General features: G+C 62.3%; 17 protein-coding genes. 5 read left to right on the top strand and 12 right to left on the bottom strand.

Annotated elements, in window-relative coordinates; genetic code table 11:
- Positions 1-46: 46 nt before the first annotated feature.
- The 3 genes from BSF79_RS08160 to BSF79_RS08150 are packed head-to-tail and all read left to right on the top strand — an operon-like array spanning position 47 to position 3,895.
- Complete coding sequence (locus BSF79_RS08160; protein WP_090269363.1) at positions 47-1,675, top strand: Hint domain-containing protein; 1,629 nt, start codon at positions 47-49, stop codon at positions 1,673-1,675.
- Positions 1,676-2,776: a Hint domain-containing protein gene (locus BSF79_RS08155; protein WP_090269362.1), complete on the top strand. Its 1,101-nt coding sequence runs from the start codon at positions 1,676-1,678 to the stop codon at positions 2,774-2,776.
- Between the two features lie 54 nt (positions 2,777-2,830).
- Positions 2,831-3,895: a transporter substrate-binding domain-containing protein gene (locus BSF79_RS08150; protein WP_090269361.1), complete on the top strand. Its 1,065-nt coding sequence runs from the start codon at positions 2,831-2,833 to the stop codon at positions 3,893-3,895.
- A 3-nt stretch (positions 3,896-3,898) separates the two neighbouring features.
- On the opposite strand, the gene BSF79_RS08145 is transcribed toward BSF79_RS08150, so the two are convergent.
- Positions 3,899-4,252 carry a hypothetical protein gene (locus BSF79_RS08145; RefSeq protein ID WP_090269360.1) on the bottom strand — a complete coding sequence of 118 codons (354 nt, stop codon included), beginning with the start codon at positions 4,250-4,252 and terminating at the stop codon, positions 3,899-3,901.
- 95 nt (positions 4,253-4,347) lie between these two features.
- Complete coding sequence (gene dapD, locus BSF79_RS08140) at positions 4,348-5,175, bottom strand: 2,3,4,5-tetrahydropyridine-2,6-dicarboxylate N-succinyltransferase (protein ID WP_090269359.1); 828 nt, start codon at positions 5,173-5,175, stop codon at positions 4,348-4,350.
- Positions 5,176-5,328: 153 nt separating this feature from the next.
- Here dapD and BSF79_RS08135 point away from each other — a divergent pair, with 153 nt between their 5' ends.
- Complete coding sequence (locus tag BSF79_RS08135; protein WP_090269358.1) at positions 5,329-6,174, top strand: LOG family protein; 846 nt, start codon at positions 5,329-5,331, stop codon at positions 6,172-6,174.
- A gap of 21 nt (positions 6,175-6,195) precedes the next feature.
- Here BSF79_RS08135 and BSF79_RS08130 read toward each other — a convergent pair whose 3' ends face one another.
- From BSF79_RS08130 to BSF79_RS08120, 3 genes are all read right to left on the bottom strand, one after another.
- On the bottom strand, positions 6,196-6,393 hold the full coding sequence (locus tag BSF79_RS08130; RefSeq protein WP_090269357.1) for an RNA-binding protein: 198 nt from the start codon (positions 6,391-6,393) through the stop codon (positions 6,196-6,198).
- Between the two features lie 109 nt (positions 6,394-6,502).
- Positions 6,503-7,684: a dual-specificity RNA methyltransferase RlmN gene (rlmN, locus tag BSF79_RS08125; protein WP_090269356.1), complete on the bottom strand. Its 1,182-nt coding sequence runs from the start codon at positions 7,682-7,684 to the stop codon at positions 6,503-6,505.
- 120 nt (positions 7,685-7,804) lie between these two features.
- Positions 7,805-8,293 (bottom strand): invasion associated locus B family protein, encoded by a 489-nt coding sequence (locus BSF79_RS08120; RefSeq protein WP_245776348.1) that lies wholly within the window; start codon positions 8,291-8,293, stop codon positions 7,805-7,807.
- Between the two features lie 229 nt (positions 8,294-8,522).
- On the opposite strand from BSF79_RS08120, the gene BSF79_RS08115 reads away from it, so the two are divergent.
- Positions 8,523-9,518 carry an asparaginase gene (locus BSF79_RS08115; RefSeq protein WP_090269354.1) on the top strand — a complete coding sequence of 332 codons (996 nt, stop codon included), beginning with the start codon at positions 8,523-8,525 and terminating at the stop codon, positions 9,516-9,518.
- A gap of 114 nt (positions 9,519-9,632) precedes the next feature.
- Here the strand turns inward: BSF79_RS08115 and BSF79_RS08110 are convergent, their stop codons facing one another.
- From BSF79_RS08110 to BSF79_RS08080, 7 genes are all read right to left on the bottom strand, one after another.
- Positions 9,633-10,115 carry an RNA pyrophosphohydrolase gene (locus tag BSF79_RS08110; protein WP_090269353.1) on the bottom strand — a complete coding sequence of 161 codons (483 nt, stop codon included), beginning with the start codon at positions 10,113-10,115 and terminating at the stop codon, positions 9,633-9,635.
- Between the two features lie 269 nt (positions 10,116-10,384).
- The gene (locus tag BSF79_RS08105; RefSeq protein WP_090269352.1) at positions 10,385-11,719 is read right to left on the bottom strand and encodes a S41 family peptidase; all 1,335 of its coding nucleotides are present in this window, start codon (positions 11,717-11,719) and stop codon (positions 10,385-10,387) included.
- A 3-nt stretch (positions 11,720-11,722) separates the two neighbouring features.
- On the bottom strand, positions 11,723-12,853 hold the full coding sequence (locus BSF79_RS08100; RefSeq protein ID WP_090269351.1) for a murein hydrolase activator EnvC family protein: 1,131 nt from the start codon (positions 12,851-12,853) through the stop codon (positions 11,723-11,725).
- The gene (gene gpmI / locus BSF79_RS08095; RefSeq protein ID WP_090269350.1) at positions 12,850-14,367 is read right to left on the bottom strand and encodes a 2,3-bisphosphoglycerate-independent phosphoglycerate mutase; all 1,518 of its coding nucleotides are present in this window, start codon (positions 14,365-14,367) and stop codon (positions 12,850-12,852) included. The genes BSF79_RS08100 and gpmI overlap by 4 nt, the downstream gene beginning before the upstream one ends.
- Before the next feature lie 171 nt (positions 14,368-14,538).
- A complete protein-coding gene (gene rlmH / locus BSF79_RS08090; RefSeq protein ID WP_090269349.1) occupies positions 14,539-15,009 on the bottom strand; it encodes a 23S rRNA (pseudouridine(1915)-N(3))-methyltransferase RlmH in 471 nt (156 codons plus the stop codon).
- The gene (gene rsfS / locus BSF79_RS08085; RefSeq protein WP_342741859.1) at positions 15,009-15,380 is read right to left on the bottom strand and encodes a ribosome silencing factor; all 372 of its coding nucleotides are present in this window, start codon (positions 15,378-15,380) and stop codon (positions 15,009-15,011) included. Before rsfS ends, rlmH begins: the two co-directional genes overlap by 1 nt.
- Before the next feature lie 241 nt (positions 15,381-15,621).
- Positions 15,622-16,662, bottom strand: coding sequence for a fatty acid desaturase (locus tag BSF79_RS08080; RefSeq protein WP_090269347.1), 1,041 nt, complete (start codon positions 16,660-16,662; stop codon positions 15,622-15,624).
- Between the last annotated feature and the right edge of the window lie 245 nt (positions 16,663-16,907).

Below are 16,907 nucleotides of genomic sequence, written 5' to 3'. Positions count from 1 at the left end.
CCGGGCTGTCGTGATGTGTTGTCTCCAAACAGGTTTGGGGCAGGATATGGTTGCGGCGTCGGAGTTACCGATCAATACGGGTGCGAATGCCACCCAGATGGCACAGGAAATCTTTGGCGACGGGGTGCAGGTCGTCAGCGCGACCTACTCTGGTGACAACCGATCTTCGGGCATCTATTCCAACGGTGACAGTGTGTCGGCGGCGACCACGCCGGGCGATACGGGCGTGATCCTGTCCACCGGGCACGCGGCGGATTATACCAACAGCGCCGGCGGCGGGGGCGGCGGCGGTTGGTGGGGTGGCTGGGGCGGTAGCGCGGAGGCCAACCAGGCGACCAATACCTCGACCAATACCAGCGGTATCAACGACGACGACGCGTTCAACAAGGCGGCGGGCACTGCCACCTATGACGCCTCGTTTCTGGAAGTCAGTTTTATCCCTGATGGCGAGATGATGACGATTCAGTTCGTTTTCTCGTCCGAGGAGTATCCCGAATATGTCACCGGGCTGTATCAGGATTTCATCGGCGTCTGGGTGAATGACGAGCAGGTTGATCTGTCGATCGGCGATGGCGATATCGACCCCAACAACATCAACGGTGGCAACAACGAAAGCCTGTTCATTTCGAACACCAATGATCAGTACAACACCGAGATGGATGGTTTCACCGCCACCATGACGCTGAAAATGCCGGTCAATGTGGGGCAGGTGAACACGCTGAAGATCGGGATCGCGGATGTACAGGATTCGAACTATGATTCGAACCTGATGATCGCGGGGGGCAGCGTTCAGACCGCGCTGATCGCCAATGATGATACGGTTAATGTTGCCCCCGGTGGCAGCAAGACCGTTGATGTGCTGGCCAATGACGATGGGCCGGGCAACAGCACGCTGACCCTGACCCATATTAACGGGCAGGAGGTGAGCGCGGGCAGCGTGGTCACCCTGTCCACCGGTCAGCAGATTCAGGTCAATGCGGACAGCACGCTGACCATCATTGCCGACAATGACGAGGAAAGCGTTAACTTTTCCTATACAACGGCCATCGGCAACGGCAACGGCACCTCTGATACGGCTTTTGTGACGGTCAATCAGGTGCCCTGCTTTGTGGCGGGCACGATGATCCGCACGCCGGAGGGCGATGTGCCGGTGGAAACGCTGGAACCCGGCGATCTGGTGATGACGCGGGACGAAGGGGCGCAGCCGCTGCGGTGGACCGGGGCGCGGCAGGTTGCGGCGCTGGGCAAGTTCGCCCCCATTCGCATTCGCGCAAACACCTTTGGCGCGCATGACGATCTGTATGTGTCGCCGCTGCACCGGGTTCTGATTCGCGATAGCGTGGCCGAGCTGCTGTTTGGCCACTCTGAGGTTCTGGTCGCGGCGCGCGATCTGGTCAACGACCACTCGGTTGTGCGGGCCGAGGGGGGAATGGTGCACTATGTTCACCTGCTGTTTGACCGCCATCAGGTGGTGTGGTCCGCAGGGCTGGAAACCGAAAGCTTTCTGCCGGGGCCGCAGACCGCCCAAAGTTTCGAGGCTGACATCGTGCAGGAGATCTGTACGCTGTTCCCCGAAATCGACCCCGAGACCGGCGCGGGATATGGCCCCTCGGCACGGCGCACGCTGCGCAGGTACGAGGCTCGATTGTTGACCGCTTTGGATCGGGCGGCCTAGATGGGGTGGATCGCCCTTTCCGACCGCAACCGGCAGGTGTTCAACCTGAATGGAATCGGGGCGGATGCCGGAAAAGCCGCCACGGCAGGCGAAGAACTGACACCGGACAGCCTGCTGATCCGGGGCAGTATCGTGGTGGAAACCAACTTGCCCGAGGATGGGCGCCCGCAGCAATTGATCCGCTATAACCGCGATCACCCCTGGGTCAGTCGTCTGTCATTGCAGGCGATTCCGGGCGGCGCGGTTGTTCTGGTGATCACCCAGGGCAAAGAGGTGTTTCACACCGCATTGGAGCATGACGCGGCCGGGCAGGCCGACCGGTTGCGCATTACATATAGCTGGGATGCACCCGCGCGTTGGGGGCGGCTGTCGGTCGAACGGATCGGCACCGACAAGCTGTTCCTGTCGGAGGTCCGTGACCCCAAGCCGCTGTTGCTGTCGGACCTTCGGATTATGGCGCTGGACCCGGCGCAGCGGCAAATGGACCGCGAGGTTGATTACTTCGCCGTCTCGACCCGGATTGAACCGGTTGGCCCGATGCCCAGCCTGACTGCGCGGGTTCCGGTGCTGACCAGTTGGGGGTACCGAGCCGCGCATCAGATCACGCGGGGGGATCTGCTGCGAGGCCCGGATGGGGGCACCACGCCGGTGTTGGCGACGGTGCGGCGGACTGTGCCCGCGCGCGGCGCGTTCCGGCCGGTGCGGCTTCGTGCGCCCTACTTTGGGCTTCAGCAGGATATCGTTGTGGCGCCGGGGCAGCTTTTGCGGCTTGACGGGTCGGATGTGGATTACCTGTTTGGCCAGCAGGCCGTTCTGGTGCCCGCCGGTCATCTGGTCAACGGGGTGTCGGCGATGTATTGCGATGGCGGTGATACCGTTACCTATTCGCAGTTCGTGCTGCCGGGGAACGAGCCGGTCGTTGCCGCCGGGGCGCCGCTGGAAACGCTGTTCCTTGGCCGGATGCGGCGCAAACCCGCACATGTCGCTGCCAGCCTTCTGGCTGGGTATGACCGGTCGCGGTTGCCGGAGCATCCGTGCTCTGCCTATCCTGTACTCAAACCGTTCGAAGCGATCACGCTGGCCGAGCTGCGCGCGGCGTAATGCGGCGTAACCGCCCGCACTGGCCTAATCGCAGTCGGAATGATGGGGACAGGTATGACGAAGCGCTTTGCACTGCTGGCTGTAACATTGCTGGCACTCTGGCCGATCCGTGCGATGGCGCAGCAGGCCGAGCTGACGGTGGCCACGGTAACGCGCCCGCCGTTTTCCATGCCGGTGGCGGGGGCCGATCAGGGGTTTTCCATCGACCTGTGGGAAGCGCTGGCCAAGAAAATGAACCGGTCCTACCGGATCGAGAGGTTCGACAGTTTCGGCGCGATGCTGAAGGCGGTTGAAACCGGGCAGGCCGATCTGGCGATTGCCAATATCTCGATCACGGCGTCGCGCGAACAGGTGATGGATTTCAGTCAGCCGATTTTTGCCTCGGGTCTGCAAATCATGACGCAGATCGACAATAACCGGCCATCGCCGCTGATGGCGTTGATGTCGCGGGATCTGCTGTTGGCGATCGTGCTGGCCTTCGGCGCGCTGATGGGGCTTGGCATGCTGATGTGGTCGCTTGAGCGCCGCTCGCAGGCGTATTTCGACCATCCCGCCAAGCAGGCGATGTTCCCGGCTTTTTGGTGGGCGCTGAACCTTGTGGTCAATGGCGGCTTTGAGGAGCGCGTGCCGCGCACGTTTCTGGGCCGGATACTGAGCGTGACGATGGTGCTGGCGTCGTTGTTCTTCGTGTCGGTATTTGTCGCCTATATCACGGCGGCGATGACGGTCGAGGCGATCACCACCAATGTGCAGTCGATCAATGATCTGTACGGCAAGAAGGTCGGGACCATTTCGGGGTCAACTGCCGCCAGTTTCCTGCAGGGCCGCGAGATGGATTTCGTGGGCTTTGCCGGGCTTGAGGAAATGCTGGTCAGTTTCGAGGATGGGGCGTTGGATGCCGTGGTGTTCGACGCGCCCATTCTGGCCTATTACGTCAACACCCGCGGCAAGGATCAAGCCGTGATGACCGGGCAGGTGTTCTTGCGTGAAACCTATGGTGTTGCGGCCCCCTCGGGCAGCCCGATGATCGAAGAGATCAACCGCACGCTGCTGGCGCTGCGCGAGGATGGGGCGTATGCGGAGATCTATAAATCCTGGTTCGGAACCGAGCCGCGGTAAGGTTTAGTGCGGCTTGGCGTCATCGTAGAACGGCGTCATTTGCGCCACGATCACCGAGTTTTCCGCAAGCGCGCGCGCCATCAGCTCTTTCTCGTCGTCGCCAATGTCGTGGCCTTCGGCGAGGCGTTCTTCCAATGTGCCATAGCCTGAGACATCCAGCGGAGCCAATTCGGCCTGCTTGAGAATGGCCACGGTTTCGCGCACGGCTTCGGCTTCGTCGATGCCGCTGGCGTAGCACATCAGCGCAGCCCCGGTCGCGCCATCCGGCAGCCCGTCGCCGTCATGCCGTCCGACCTCGACCAGCAGGGTATAGACCTGTTGCCGCGAGGGTTTCTTCTTGGGTTTGTCTTCAGACATCGGGGGCTCCTGAAACGGGAAAGGCGGGCAATTTGCCCACCTCGAGTTTATTCAATGGCGGGCAGGAGGGGCGATGTGCCCGCCGCCCGGTGGGATCAATCGCGCAGCAGCTCGTTGATCGAGGTTTTCGAGCGGGTTTTCGCGTCGACCTTTTTGACGATGACGGCGCAGTAGAGGTGCACGCCGTTTTTCGACGGCATCGAGCCTGCGACGACAACCGAGCCTGCGGGGACTTCGCCATAGAAGACTTCGCCGGTGTCACGGTCAAGGATCTTGGTCGACTGGCCGATGAACACGCCCATGCCCAGAACCGAGCCTTCGCGGACGATCACGCCTTCGACGACTTCGGAACGCGCGCCGATGAAGCAGTTGTCTTCGATGATCGTCGGACCGGCCTGCATCGGTTCCAGCACGCCACCGATGCCGACGCCGCCGGACAGGTGCACGTTCTTGCCGATCTGGGCGCAGCTGCCGACCGTGGCCCAGGTATCAACCATGGTGCCGCTGTCGACATAGGCGCCAAGGTTCACGAAGGACGGCATCAGCACCACGCCCGGTGCGATGAAGGCACTTTTGCGCACGATGCAGTTGGGCACGGCACGGAAGCCTGCGGCCTTCCACTGATTGTCGCCCCAGCCTTTGAACTTGCTGTCGACCTTATCCCACCAGCCGCCGCCTTGCGGGCCGCCGTCTTGCTGTTCCATATCCTTGATGCGGAAGCCCAGCAGCACGGCCTTTTTGGCCCACTGGTTCACATGCCAAGCGCCGTCGGCCTGACGTTCGGCCACCCGCAGGGTGCCGCCGTCAAGTGCTGCCAGCGTATCTTCGATTGCCTCACGCGCGGCACCTGTGGTGGCGGGGGTGATGGTATCGCGCGCGTCCCACGCGGCTTCGATGGCTTGTTCCAGTTGGGCGTTCGACATTCTGGGGCTCCTGACATGCGGATTGCGTTGCCCAAGGGCTATAAGCGCAAGGGACGCCCGGTGCAATCCACACGCCAGCGTGCATGTGCGTGTCTGGTCTCGGGGGGCGCAACACGCTAGGCTCACACCAAACGCGCAAGCAAGGACACCAAGATGAAAGACGACCGCCGCAGCTCTTTCCCTGACGCCCATACGGATATTGAAATCGCGCATGAGGTGCCGGATACGCCGCAAACCCGTGCGCCCTCGTACCGGCTGGCTTTTGCGGACGATGAATTCCTGTGCCGGGACGAGCTGCGCCCGGTGCGGTTGCAGCTGGAGCTGCTGAAGCCGCAGATGATACAGGATGAATACGGCATCGACAGCACGATTGTGCTGTTCGGTGGCGCGCGCATTCCCGAACCGTCGCGCAAGGACACCGCGCGCACGAAAACGCTGGCGGATCTGTCAAAATACTATGACGAAGCGCGCGAATTCGCCCGGCTGATTACGTTGAAAAACATGAATAACGGTCGGCATGAGAATATCATCGTCACCGGCGGTGGCCCCGGCGTGATGGAGGCGGGCAACCGCGGTGCTGCGGATGCGGGCGGGATTTCGATCGGGCTGAACATCGTGCTGCCGCACGAGCAGGCGCCCAACGAATATGTCACGCCCGACCTGTGTTTCAATTTCCACTATTTCGGCATCCGCAAGATGCATTTCCTGATGCGTGCCAATGCGATGGCAATCTTTCCCGGCGGCTTTGGCACGCTGGACGAGATGTTCGAGGCGCTGACGCTGATTCAGACCGGCCGGATGAAGCGCGTGCCCTTCCTGCTGTTCGGCGAGGCGTTCTGGCGCAAGATCATCAACTGGGATGCGCTGGCAGAGGCCGGCACGATCTCGCAGGAGGATCTGTCGCTGTTCCGCTTTGTCGAAACCGCAAATGAGGCGGTGGCGGCAATTGATAATTGGGAAGGCGCGGGGGAAACCCGGTCTCGGGTGCCGGGGCGCTGACCGCGACCTGCCACACGGCGATCAGCTGAGGCGGCACAGTTCCTGATTGTGCCGCAGGCTGGCGACGATCAAGCCTTGCGCCGTATCCACCAGCGCATAGCCAAAGCCGCGCACGCGGTGGCGCCATTCACGGTCCGACAGGGACATTGCCTTTTCGTGCATTACGATGCTCAGAGCCTGTTCGGCGGCGTCCTGGCTTGTTTCATACGAATTCAACATGGGTACTCTCCAAAGAAACAGTTTTCTGTTCCTTTGGGATAGCCATCGGATGCGGCAGCAATTTTGCCAAAATAAGAAACAATTGAGGCGGATTGTTTCTGGCGCCGGTTCAGGGCCGGGTGTTCGTCTCGGCTTCGATCTGCTTGCGTGATTTGCGGGCGCGTTCGGTTGCGGATTTCAGCTGACCGCAGGCGGCCATGATGTCTTCGCCGCGTGGTTTGCGGATCGGGCTGGCGTAACCGGCGTTGTGGATGATGTCGGCAAAGGCATGAATACGGTTGCCCGAGGAGCGTTTGTAGGGCGCGCCGGGCCACTCGTTGAACGGGATCAGGTTGATCTTGGCCGGGATGCCTTCGATAAGCTTGACCAGCCGGTGCGCGTCTTCCTTGCTGTCGTTCACGCCGTCCAGCATCACGTATTCAAAGGTGATCCGTTCGGAATTCGACACTTTGGGATAGTCGCGCAGGGCCGCCAGAAGGGTTTCGATATTCCAGCGCTTGTTGATCGGCACCAGTTTATCGCGCACCTCGTCGGTGGTGGCGTGGAACGATACCGCCAGCAAGCAGCCGATTTCCTGCGCGGTGCGGGCGATTTCCGGCACGACACCGCTGGTGGACAGGGTGATCCGGCGGCGGCTGAGCTGAATGCCTTCGGGGTCCATCGCGATTTTCATCGCGTCGCGGACGTTGTCGAAATTATACAGCGGCTCGCCCATGCCCATCAGCACGATATTCGACAGCAGCCGGGTTTCGTTCTTTGGGGCGCCTTGCTCGGGCCATTCGCCCAGATCGTCGCGCGCGACCATGATCTGTCCGACAATCTCGGCGGCGGTCAGGTTGCGCACCAATTTCTGCGTGCCAGTATGGCAGAACGAGCAGGTCAGTGTGCAGCCGACCTGCGAGGAAATGCACAGCGTGCCACGGCCCTCTTCGGGGATATAGACCACCTCGACCTCGTGGCCGCCTGCGATCCGCACCAGGTATTTGCGGGTGCCGTCGTCGCTGACCTGCCGGGTCACGACCTCGGGGATTTCGACCACGAACTTTTCGGCCAGATCCGCGCGATAGGCTTTGGCGAGATTGGTCATCGAGTCGAAATCGCGCACACCCCATTGATAGATCCACTGCCAGATCTGCCCGACCCGCATCTTGGCCTGCTTTTCCGGCGTGCCGTTGGCAATCAGCACCTCGCGCAGCTGATCGCGGGTCAGGCCGACAAGATTGATCGGTCCCTCCGGCAGCTTGCGGGGGAGGGTCATTACGTCCTGCGTGATCGGAGCCGTGGCCGTCATGGTGTTATTTCCTTTGGGATGAAGCGGCTACATACAGGATTCTGCGGCCAATGCCAAAACTTAATATGCAAACGCTGAAAGCGGCCCAAGGGCCGCTTGTCGCCGTATCCGGGACGCAGATTACTTACAGCGCTTTTCGGCCTCTTCGACCGCAGCGGTGAAGCCCAGCAGCGAGAACGTGTCCTTGGTCTGAGTGCCACGACCCGAACGGGCAGTCATCACCGCGCTTGTGCCGCGCTTCATCGCCGAGATGATTTTTGCATCATCCGCCGCCGATGCGGGCCAGGCCCATTCGCCCTCGGTGAACAGCTCGAACTGGTTGCCATCCACATCCAGGGTGACGTTCGAGCCGCTGGCGAAAGGATAGCCGCCGGTGAATGTCACCTGCCCGGTCACCCCGGCGCCGGGCCGGAAGAACGTCATGAACAGAATATCGCCACGGCGCACGGCCACAACGCGGCCATCCTTGCTGTTGACGGTTTCCTTGGGGGACGAGACCGCCCAGCATTCCTTGGGGTCGCTTTCTTCAAAGACGCTCCAATCGGTCTTGGCGGCGACCTGATTGTTGCTTGTCTGCTGTGCCCATACGCCTGTAGCCGCCAGTGTCATCATGACTCCGGCAATGCCGCGTATAAAACGTGATACCATCTGATCCAGCCTCCAGCTGTCCTTGCCTCAATTCCGATCCCCCCACCGCACGCCTTACACTGGCGTTTCTTCGCGAAACGGGGCATTTCCTACTCGACAATGCTACAATAGCCTGAAATCCGCTACCGGCGAAAGAGCAATTGGCGGAATTTCGCACACGGCTTGAACACAAGTGAAGAGGATCACGAGAATGGCAAATCCGGTTCCAATGGCTGAAATCTGGCGCGGCGCGTTTTTGGAAAGCGTGCATCACGGTCATGCGGTGATCTGTGACGAGAGTGGGCAGATCGTGCAGGCCTGGGGCGACCCGCATGCGGTGGTGCTGCCGCGCTCGTCCTCGAAGATGTTGCAGGCGCTGCCGCTGGTCGAAAGCGGTGCGGCCGATGCCTTCGGTTTGGGGCAGGAACAGCTGGCGCTGGCCTGTGCCAGCCATCAGGGTGCGGCGATCCACACCGACCGGGTGCGCGCCTGGTTGGATCATATCGGCAAGAGCGACGATGATTTCCGCTGCGGCGCGCAAGAGCCCTCGGACAAGGATGCGCGCGAGGCGCTGATCCGGGGTTTCGAGCAGCCCTGCCAGTATCACAACAACTGTTCTGGCAAGCATTCGGGGTTTCTGACGCTGACGCGGCATTTGGGGGCGGGGCCGGAGTATGTGGACCCGTCGCACCCGGTGCAGGCCGCCTGCCTTGAGGCATTCGAGGATGTGACAGGCGCGACAAGCCCCGGTTTTGGCATCGACGGTTGTTCGGCCCCGAACCACGCCACCACGCTGCATGGGATGGCGCGCGCGATGGCGTTTTTCGCTGCCGCCGAGGAAGGGCAGGGCGCGCGCGCCAGTGCCGCCGCGCGGTTGCGCAATGCGATGGTGGCCTATCCTGAGCTGGTGGCCGGCGAAGGCCGCGCCTGCACCGAGCTGATGCGGGCGATGAACGGTCGTGTGGCGCTGAAAACCGGGGCGGAGGCGTTTTTCATCGCCATCATCCCCGAGCGCAAGCTGGGCGTGGCGCTGAAGATCACGGATGGCACCACGCGCGGCGCGGAATGCGCGATTGCCGCGATTCTGGTCAAGCTGGGTTTGCTGGAAGCGGATCACCCTGCGACGCTGAAGCGGATGAACACGCCGATCCGAAACTGGAACGGGATCGAGACGGGTGCTCTGCGTCCGGCCTCGGCGCTGCTTTGACAGTGGGGCGGCGCGTCAGCCGTGGCGCGCGCTGCCCTGTTGCGCGCGTGCCGGTCGGCAGGCGGGGTGCGTGTGGGTTTGAGTATTTGGATCAGAAAGAAGCTGGGCGTCTGGTCAGAGGTGTGACCGGAAGGCGCTGAGCACCTGTTCATAGACGGCGCGTTTGAAGGGCACGATGTTTTCCACCAGATCGCTGGGCGAGAGCCAGCGCCAGGTCGAAAATTCGGGGTGTTGTGTTTCGATGTTCACCTGAGCGTCATCGCCATGAAAGCGGAGCAGGAACCATTTTTGTTCCTGACCGCGAAAGCGGCCTTTCCAGATTCGCGGCACCAGGTCGTGCGGCAGGTCGTAGGGAATCCAGCCTTCGGTCTCGGCTTCGACCGTGATCAGATCGGGGGTCAGGCCGGTTTCTTCCCATAGTTCGCGCAGGGCGGCGTCACGCGGGTTTTCGCCCTTGTCCACGCCGCCTTGGGGCATTTGCCAAGCCGGGCCGGGGTTGTCGATGCGCTGGCCGACGAAGACCAGCCCTTGCGGGTTCAACACCATCAGCCCGACGCAGGGGCGATATGGCAGTTTGGCGATGTCTTCGGCGTGCATGGGCGGCCTTTCGGGTTGGCGGGGGTGTTGGCTGTAGAATAGCGCCTGTGATGGTGAAGGGAAAGCAGATCAGGCGGGAATGTGGGCGGGCGATTGGGCGTGAATGTTGCGCGTGATTGTGGCGAAGGATGGGGGCAGGCGTGAAGGGGCGGCGTTGTGATCTGATCGGCGATTGGCGATCTGGCGGGCGCAGGTGGACATGCAAAGGCCGCGGTGGAATGTTCCGACCGCGGCCTTTGGTTGTGCGATGTCGGGGGTGGCCCGACGGGTTACTCTTTGGGACCCAGCGCCGACAGGCCCTTGAGGATGTCGATGGCATAGGCCAGCTGATAGTCATCCTCGCGCAGTTTGGCGGCTTCGTCGGCCTTGGCGCGGTCGGCTTCGATCTGTTTGACCTCGTCCTCGGTCAGGCTGTCGTTTGACAGGCTGCCGCGCAGATCGGCCTCGGAGCGGTTGCGGCGTGCGGGTGTTGCCTCTTCCTCGGTGGCGGGGGCGCGGCGGGGTTGTTCGACCACGATATCGGGCGAGACGCCGAGGTTCTGGATCGAGCGGCCCGAGGGTGTGTAGTACCGTGCCGTGGTCAGGCGCATCGCGCCGTCGCCGCGCAGCGGCATCACCGTCTGAACCGAGCCTTTTCCGAAGCTTTTGGTGCCCACGACGATGGCGCGGCGATGGTCCTGCAACGCCCCTGCCACGATTTCCGATGCCGAGGCCGAGCCGCCATTGATCAGCACCACAATCGGTTTGGCCATCGCAAGATCGCCCGCGACCGCGTTATAGCGATCCCCATCGGCCGGGTTGCGGCCACGGGTTGAGACGATCTCGCCGCTTTCCAGGAACGCGTCGGACACCTGAATCGCCTGCGTCAGCAACCCGCCGGGGTTGTTGCGCAGATCCAGCACGATGCCGTTGACCTTGTCCATTCCGCCCAGATCCTCGACCGCCTTTTTCAGGCCGGCCTCGAGGTTGGGATAGGTCTGATCGTTGAAGGTGGTGATCCGCAGCACGACTGTGTCGCCCTGCGTGCGGGTGCGCACGGCTGTCAGCTTGATCGTGTCACGGATCAGCGAGACATCGAACGGTTCGGGTTCGCCTTCGCGCACGATGGTGATGATGATTTCGCTGCCAACCGGCCCACGCATCAGTTCAACCGCGTCGTCCAGGCCCAGACCCAGCAGGCTTTCGCCATCGACGTGGGTGATGAAGTCGCCCGATTCGATGCCTGCAATCTGTGCAGGGGTGCCGTCGATCGGCGAGACGACCTTGACGAAGCCTTCTTCTTGCGTGACCTCGATGCCCAGACCGCCGAATTCGCCGCGTGTCTGCACGCGCATATCGGCGGCATCGTCGGGCGACAGGTAGCTGGAGTGCGGGTCAAGCGAGGTCAACATGCCGTTGATCGCCGCCTCGATCAGCTTCTTCTCGTCGACTTCTTCGACATATTGCGCGCGGATACGCTCGAAGATATCGCCAAACAGGTCCAACTGCTCATAGACATTCGCCTTTTGCAGGCTTTCCTGCGCCAGAAGCGGCCCGGCCACCTGGGTGGTCATGATCACCCCAGCCAGAGTGCCGCCAATCGCGGCCATGACGAATTTCTTCATCGGTCAGTTATCCTTCACGGTTTTGAACCACAGCTCCGGGTCGACCGGCGTGTTGTTCTCTCTGATCTCTATATAGAGCGTTTCTGTTGCCTCAGTTCCAGCCCCATCACCGGCCTGTGACAGAATTGTGCCAATTTCCGCGTCCTGCCCGCCCATCAGCCCGACGGGGCTGCCCGAGGGAAGGACCTCTCCGGCATTGCCATACACCACATCCAGCCCGGCGAACACGAACAGCAGGCCCGCTTGTGGTTCAAGGATCATCACATTGCCGTAATTCAGCAGCGGTCCGCGATAGCGGATCGTGGCGGCGGCAGGTGTGGTGACCAAGGCGCGCGGACGCGTGGCCAGCACCAGACCGGGGCGGGCAATGCCTGCGGCGTCGGCCTCGTTTGCGTGGCGCAGGATGCGGCCCTGCACTGGCAGGGTCAGCGCGCCCTTGCGGTGGGCGATATCGGGCAGGCTGCCTTCGGCCTCGTCCACTGTGATATCCGACAGGCCGCTGGCGAAGCCCTCGAGCGTTTCGGTCGAGGCGATCAGGATCGCGGTGCGCACCGGGTCTTCGGTAAAGCGGCGGGGCAGGGCTGTGCGGTCGGCCAGTGCCTTGGACAGCTCTGTGCGTGCCTGTTGTACGCCGTTCAGGCCCTTGCGCAGGGTATCCGCCGCGGTTTCCTGCAGGATGCGCAGCGTGGCCACCTCTTGCAGGTTGCTGCGCAGCGCATCGGCGCGCGCGGTCAGCGCGGGGGTTACATCTGCCAGCAGCATGCCCGCCCGCGCGGTGCCGGTGGGGCCATCGGGATGCAGCGCCATGACCGGGGCCGGGGTCGCGCCCAGCGATTGCAGCACGCCCAGAAGCTGGGCAATTTCGGCCTCGCGGGCTTGTACCTCGCGGGTCAGCCGCGCCTCGCGCAATGTCGCCCGGCGCAATCCCTCGCGCATGGCTTCCAATCCGTCTTCATAGGCGCGCAGGGTTTCTGACAGCGCTTTGATCCGGTCGCGGGCTGAGTCGGCCTTGGACAAAGATATTGCGGCCTCGTCCAGCCGTTTGGCGGCCTCGCGCGCGGCCGTGGCCGGATCGCTTTCGGCCCAAGCGGGCAGAGGCAGCAAGAACAAAGCGATCAGTGCGGCCCGGATCATTCCAGCAGGCTTTCCCCGGTCATCTCATCCGGCTTTGGCAGGCCCATCAGGGCCAGCAAGGTCGGTGCCAGATCGGCCAGTCGCCCCGCGTGCAACTGCGCGCCTTCGGGGCCGCCGGTCAGAATGACGGGCACCGGGTTCAGCGTGTGCGCCGTGTGCGGCCCGCCAGTGTCGGGGTCGATCATCATTTCGCAATTGCCGTGATCCGCGGTCACGATCATTGCGCCGCCTGCTTTTTCCAGCGCGTCCACAACCCGCGCCAGCCCGCGATCGACGGCTTCGCAGGCCTTGATCGCGGCCTTCAGATCGCCGGTATGGCCGACCATGTCGGGGTTGGCGTAGTTGGTCACGATCAGGTCATAGCCGTCTTCGATTGCCTTGACGAAGGCATCAGTGACTTCTTCTGCTGACATCTCGGGCTGCAAATCGTAGGTCGCGACCTTCGGCGAGGGCGCCATATAGCGGTCTTCGCCGACTTCGGGGGCTTCCTTGCCGCCGTTGAGGAAAAACGTCACATGCGGGTATTTCTCGGTCTCGGCCAAGTGAAACTGCCGCTTGCCGTGGCTGGCCACCCATTCGCCCAGTGTGTTGACGATATTACGCGGGGGGAAGACCGTGGTCATATAGGTGTTATGCGCGTCGGAGTATTCCACCATGCCAAGCAAGGCGGCCCATGCGGGCCGCGATCCAACATCAAAATCGTCAAACCCCGGTTCGCCGATGGCGCGCAGAATCTCGCGGGCGCGGTCCGAACGGAAGTTCAGACAGAAAAACCCGTCGCCGTCCTTTGCGCCCTGATAGCCGGCGATCACCGTGGCGGTGATGAATTCATCGGTTTCCGACCGGCTGTAGGCCGCATCCACCGCAGCGTGCGCGCTGGCGCTTTTGCCACCTTTGGCGTGGATCATCGCCTCGTAGGCTTCGCTGACCCGTTCCCAGCGGTTGTCGCGGTCCATGGCGAAATAGCGACCGGTGAGTGTGGCAATCCTGGCCAGCGGTGGCAGGGCCGCCTGCAGGTCGTCGATATAGCCAAACGCCGATTTCGGCGCCACGTCGCGCCCGTCGGTGATCGCGTGCAGCGCCACGGGGACGCCTGCGTCGGTCAGGGCTTTCACCGCCGCAAGGATGTGGGTCAGGTGGCCGTGCACCCCGCCGTCTGACACCAGACCCATCAGATGTGCGGTGCCACCGGTTTTCTTCAGCGTGGCGATGAAGGCCTGTAGGGCGTCCATCTGAAAGAACGATCCGTCCTCGATCGAGAGGTCAATCTGCCCCAGATCCATCGCCACCACACGCCCGGCGCCGATGTTGGTGTGGCCCACTTCGGAATTGCCCATCTGCCCGGTTGGCAGGCCGACGTCGGGGCCGTGGGTGATCAGTTGATTGTGCGGGCATTCTGCCATCAGTCGGTCGAAGGTCGGCGTATGTGCCAGCGCGGGGGCGTTTGCTCGGGTGTCGGCGCGCAGGCCCCAGCCATCGAGAATGCAAAGAACAACGGGTTTGGGAATGCTCATCGTTAAAAGGCTCCAGCGGTTTGTGTCGCTTCTAACGCCTTCGCGTCCGGGGGTGAACCGTCTTTACGACCCGTTTGCTGCACTGCGGCTTCATCTTGCCAAAAATACGCGACATCCGGCCTGCAAGGCAGGCGTGGCGATTCGAGTATTTCAGTCAGAAAGAAACGGTGGTCACACCCGGTGGTAGGGGCTTTTGGCCAGAATGGACGCGGCGCGGTACAGTTGTTCGCTGAGCATCGCGCGCGCCAGCATGTGCGGCCAGACCATTTTACCAAAGGACAGGGCAAAGTCGGCGCGCGCGCGCAAGGCGGGGTCAATCCCGTCAGCCCCGCCAATCACAAACGCCACGTCGCTGCGCCCGGCATCGCGCCATCCGCCCAGCTGTTCGGCAAATGCGGGCGAGGACATCAGTCGCCCCCGCTCGTCCAGAACGCACAGCAGGGCGCCCGCGGGGATGGCGCGGTCCAACAAGGTGGCCTCGGCGCTCATGCCGCCGCCTTTCTTGTCTTCGACCTCGTGCAGGGTCAGCGGGCCGAGTCCCAGCGCCCGCCCGGTCCGGTCAAACCGGGTGGTATAGTCGTCAATCAGCGCGCGTTCCGGGCCAGACCGCAATCGGCCCACCGCGCAGATATGAACGCGCATCAGACCGGGCTGGCAGCAGCCACGGCACCCGCAGGCAGCCACATCTTCTCGAGCTGGTAGAACTCGCGCACTTCGGGACGGAACACATGCACAATCACATCGCCTGTGTCGATCAGCACCCAGTCGCCGGTGCCCTTGCCCTCGATCCGGCTCATCCGGCCGAAGTCTTGCTTGAGCCGCTCTGACAGTTTGTCGGCAATCGCCGACACCTGCCGAGAGGAGCGCCCCGAGCAGATCACCATATAGTCGCCAATCGCCGTTTTGCCGCGCAGATCAATCTGCACGATGTCTTCGGCTTTGTCGTCTTCCAGAGAAGAAATGATGCGTGCCAGCAGTTCTTCGCTGGTCACATCCATAGGGGTGCCCGTCACCGGTGCCCCCTGTTCAGCGGCAACAGCCGCGTCAAAGTTAAGAGACAGGACATTGTCCTCCTGAGAAAGTGCGCCGCCTGAGTCCCGACGCTGGACCTCTATAAAGTAGCACCGGATATGTTAAATCTCAATGTCGGCGCAAGAGCCGATTGCCGTATTGCCAATTTCCGCCCAAAATAGGCGGTCGGGCGGAGCGGCTGTTGAGGGGGGCAGCGGGCCCTGGCCCGCCGCTTTTTTCGCTTTATGCCTGTACGGGCAACTGCCGGGCCTGGGCGAAGGACAGCAGGCGCTGGCCGTGTTCGTCCCACAGGTGCAGCCGTGCGCAGGACAGGCTTTCGCGTATCGTCAGGCGCTGGGCGCCGGCCAGAACCGGGTGGTCGCGCAGGACCTCGGTCAGGCGGTAAAACGGGATGCGGCTGTACAGATGGTGCACGTGGTGAATGCCGATGTTTGCGGTCATCCACTGCAACACGCCCGGCAGAACATAGTGCGAGCTGCCCATCAGCGCGGCATCATGCAACTGCCAATCTTCGGCCTTATGCCACACTGTTTCTTCGAACTGGTGCTGCACATAGAACAGCCAGACCCCGATCGTGGCCGCAATCAGAACCGTCGGCAAAAAGATCAACAGGATCGGCATCACGCCGCCAAAATAGAAAATCAGCCCAAGCGCAATCGCGATTGCCGCGTTGGTGGCCATCGCATTGGTCCAGTATTTCGCCCCTGCCCGCATCAGGCCGAACGGCAGACGGTTCTGCAACAGAAACAGGTAGGTCGGTCCCAGCAGGAACATCACGAACGGGCTGCGGTACAGACGGTACCCCAGCCGCCCGCGCACGGACAGCGCGCGGTATTCTTCGACCGTCAGCGTGTGAACGTCGCCCATCCCACGCTTGTCCAGATTGCCAGCTGATGAATGGTGGATCGCATGCGACCGCCGCCAGACATCATAGGGCGTCAGCGTCAGAACGCCCAACGCCCGCCCCACCCAGTCGCTGACATGGCGGTTGCGGAAATAGCTGCCGTGGCCGCAATCATGCTGGATTACGAACAGCCGCACCAAGAATCCGGCATTCAGCACGGCAATTCCCAGCGCCAGCCAGCCACTGATCGACAGCGCCCAGAAGGCCAGCGCCCAAAGCGCCAGAAACGGGATCAGGCTGACGCCCAGTTCATACAGGCTGCGTCCTAGGTGCGGCTCACGGTAGTTGGCGAGTACACGAACCCAGTCCTGTGGTGTCCTTTTCGGGGCGGTCGCCTTTGGCGGCACAGCGTCTGTCATCTGGTAGCGTCGTCTTTCATCGTTGGAAAAAGGGAGTGAAAAGCAGGGCGGCGTCGTGCCCGGACCAATCCGGATGTTCGGTGATCCTGCGGGCCGCTGTCTCAGGGCGCACCTCGCTCAGTCAATCAGGGCAAACCTGTAATCGGCTATATAGGAATTGTCGAGCGTTCAGACTAGCCCCGGCGCTTCTGCCGCGCCTTTTTGCCGACCGTCCTGACAGTGCGGGGTTGCACGAGAGGTCACAC

Origin of the sequence: Thalassovita taeanensis, from assembly GCF_900110775.1 — a bacterium.
Taxonomy (GTDB): Bacteria; Pseudomonadota; Alphaproteobacteria; order Rhodobacterales; family Rhodobacteraceae; genus Litorimicrobium; species Litorimicrobium taeanense.
The sequence above is the reverse complement of the archived record's forward strand: the minus strand, read 5'-3'. Positions and strand labels throughout refer to the sequence as shown.

Coding starts and splice junctions, on each gene's coding strand:
- BSF79_RS08160 (WP_090269363.1), top strand. CDS start 47: ATGGTTGCGGCGTCGGAGTTACCGATCAATACGGGTGCGAATGCCACC.
- BSF79_RS08155 (WP_090269362.1), top strand. CDS start 1,676: ATGGGGTGGATCGCCCTTTCCGACCGCAACCGGCAGGTGTTCAACCTG.
- BSF79_RS08150 (WP_090269361.1), top strand. CDS start 2,831: ATGACGAAGCGCTTTGCACTGCTGGCTGTAACATTGCTGGCACTCTGG.
- BSF79_RS08145 (WP_090269360.1), bottom strand. CDS start 4,252: ATGTCTGAAGACAAACCCAAGAAGAAACCCTCGCGGCAACAGGTCTAT.
- dapD (WP_090269359.1), bottom strand. CDS start 5,175: ATGTCGAACGCCCAACTGGAACAAGCCATCGAAGCCGCGTGGGACGCG.
- BSF79_RS08135 (WP_090269358.1), top strand. CDS start 5,329: ATGAAAGACGACCGCCGCAGCTCTTTCCCTGACGCCCATACGGATATT.
- BSF79_RS08130 (WP_090269357.1), bottom strand. CDS start 6,393: ATGTTGAATTCGTATGAAACAAGCCAGGACGCCGCCGAACAGGCTCTG.
- rlmN (WP_090269356.1), bottom strand. CDS start 7,684: ATGACGGCCACGGCTCCGATCACGCAGGACGTAATGACCCTCCCCCGC.
- BSF79_RS08120 (WP_245776348.1), bottom strand. CDS start 8,293: ATGACACTGGCGGCTACAGGCGTATGGGCACAGCAGACAAGCAACAAT.
- BSF79_RS08115 (WP_090269354.1), top strand. CDS start 8,523: ATGGCAAATCCGGTTCCAATGGCTGAAATCTGGCGCGGCGCGTTTTTG.
- BSF79_RS08110 (WP_090269353.1), bottom strand. CDS start 10,115: ATGCACGCCGAAGACATCGCCAAACTGCCATATCGCCCCTGCGTCGGG.
- BSF79_RS08105 (WP_090269352.1), bottom strand. CDS start 11,719: ATGAAGAAATTCGTCATGGCCGCGATTGGCGGCACTCTGGCTGGGGTG.
- BSF79_RS08100 (WP_090269351.1), bottom strand. CDS start 12,853: ATGATCCGGGCCGCACTGATCGCTTTGTTCTTGCTGCCTCTGCCCGCT.
- gpmI (WP_090269350.1), bottom strand. CDS start 14,367: ATGAGCATTCCCAAACCCGTTGTTCTTTGCATTCTCGATGGCTGGGGC.
- rlmH (WP_090269349.1), bottom strand. CDS start 15,009: ATGCGCGTTCATATCTGCGCGGTGGGCCGATTGCGGTCTGGCCCGGAA.
- BSF79_RS08080 (WP_090269347.1), bottom strand. CDS start 16,662: ATGACAGACGCTGTGCCGCCAAAGGCGACCGCCCCGAAAAGGACACCA.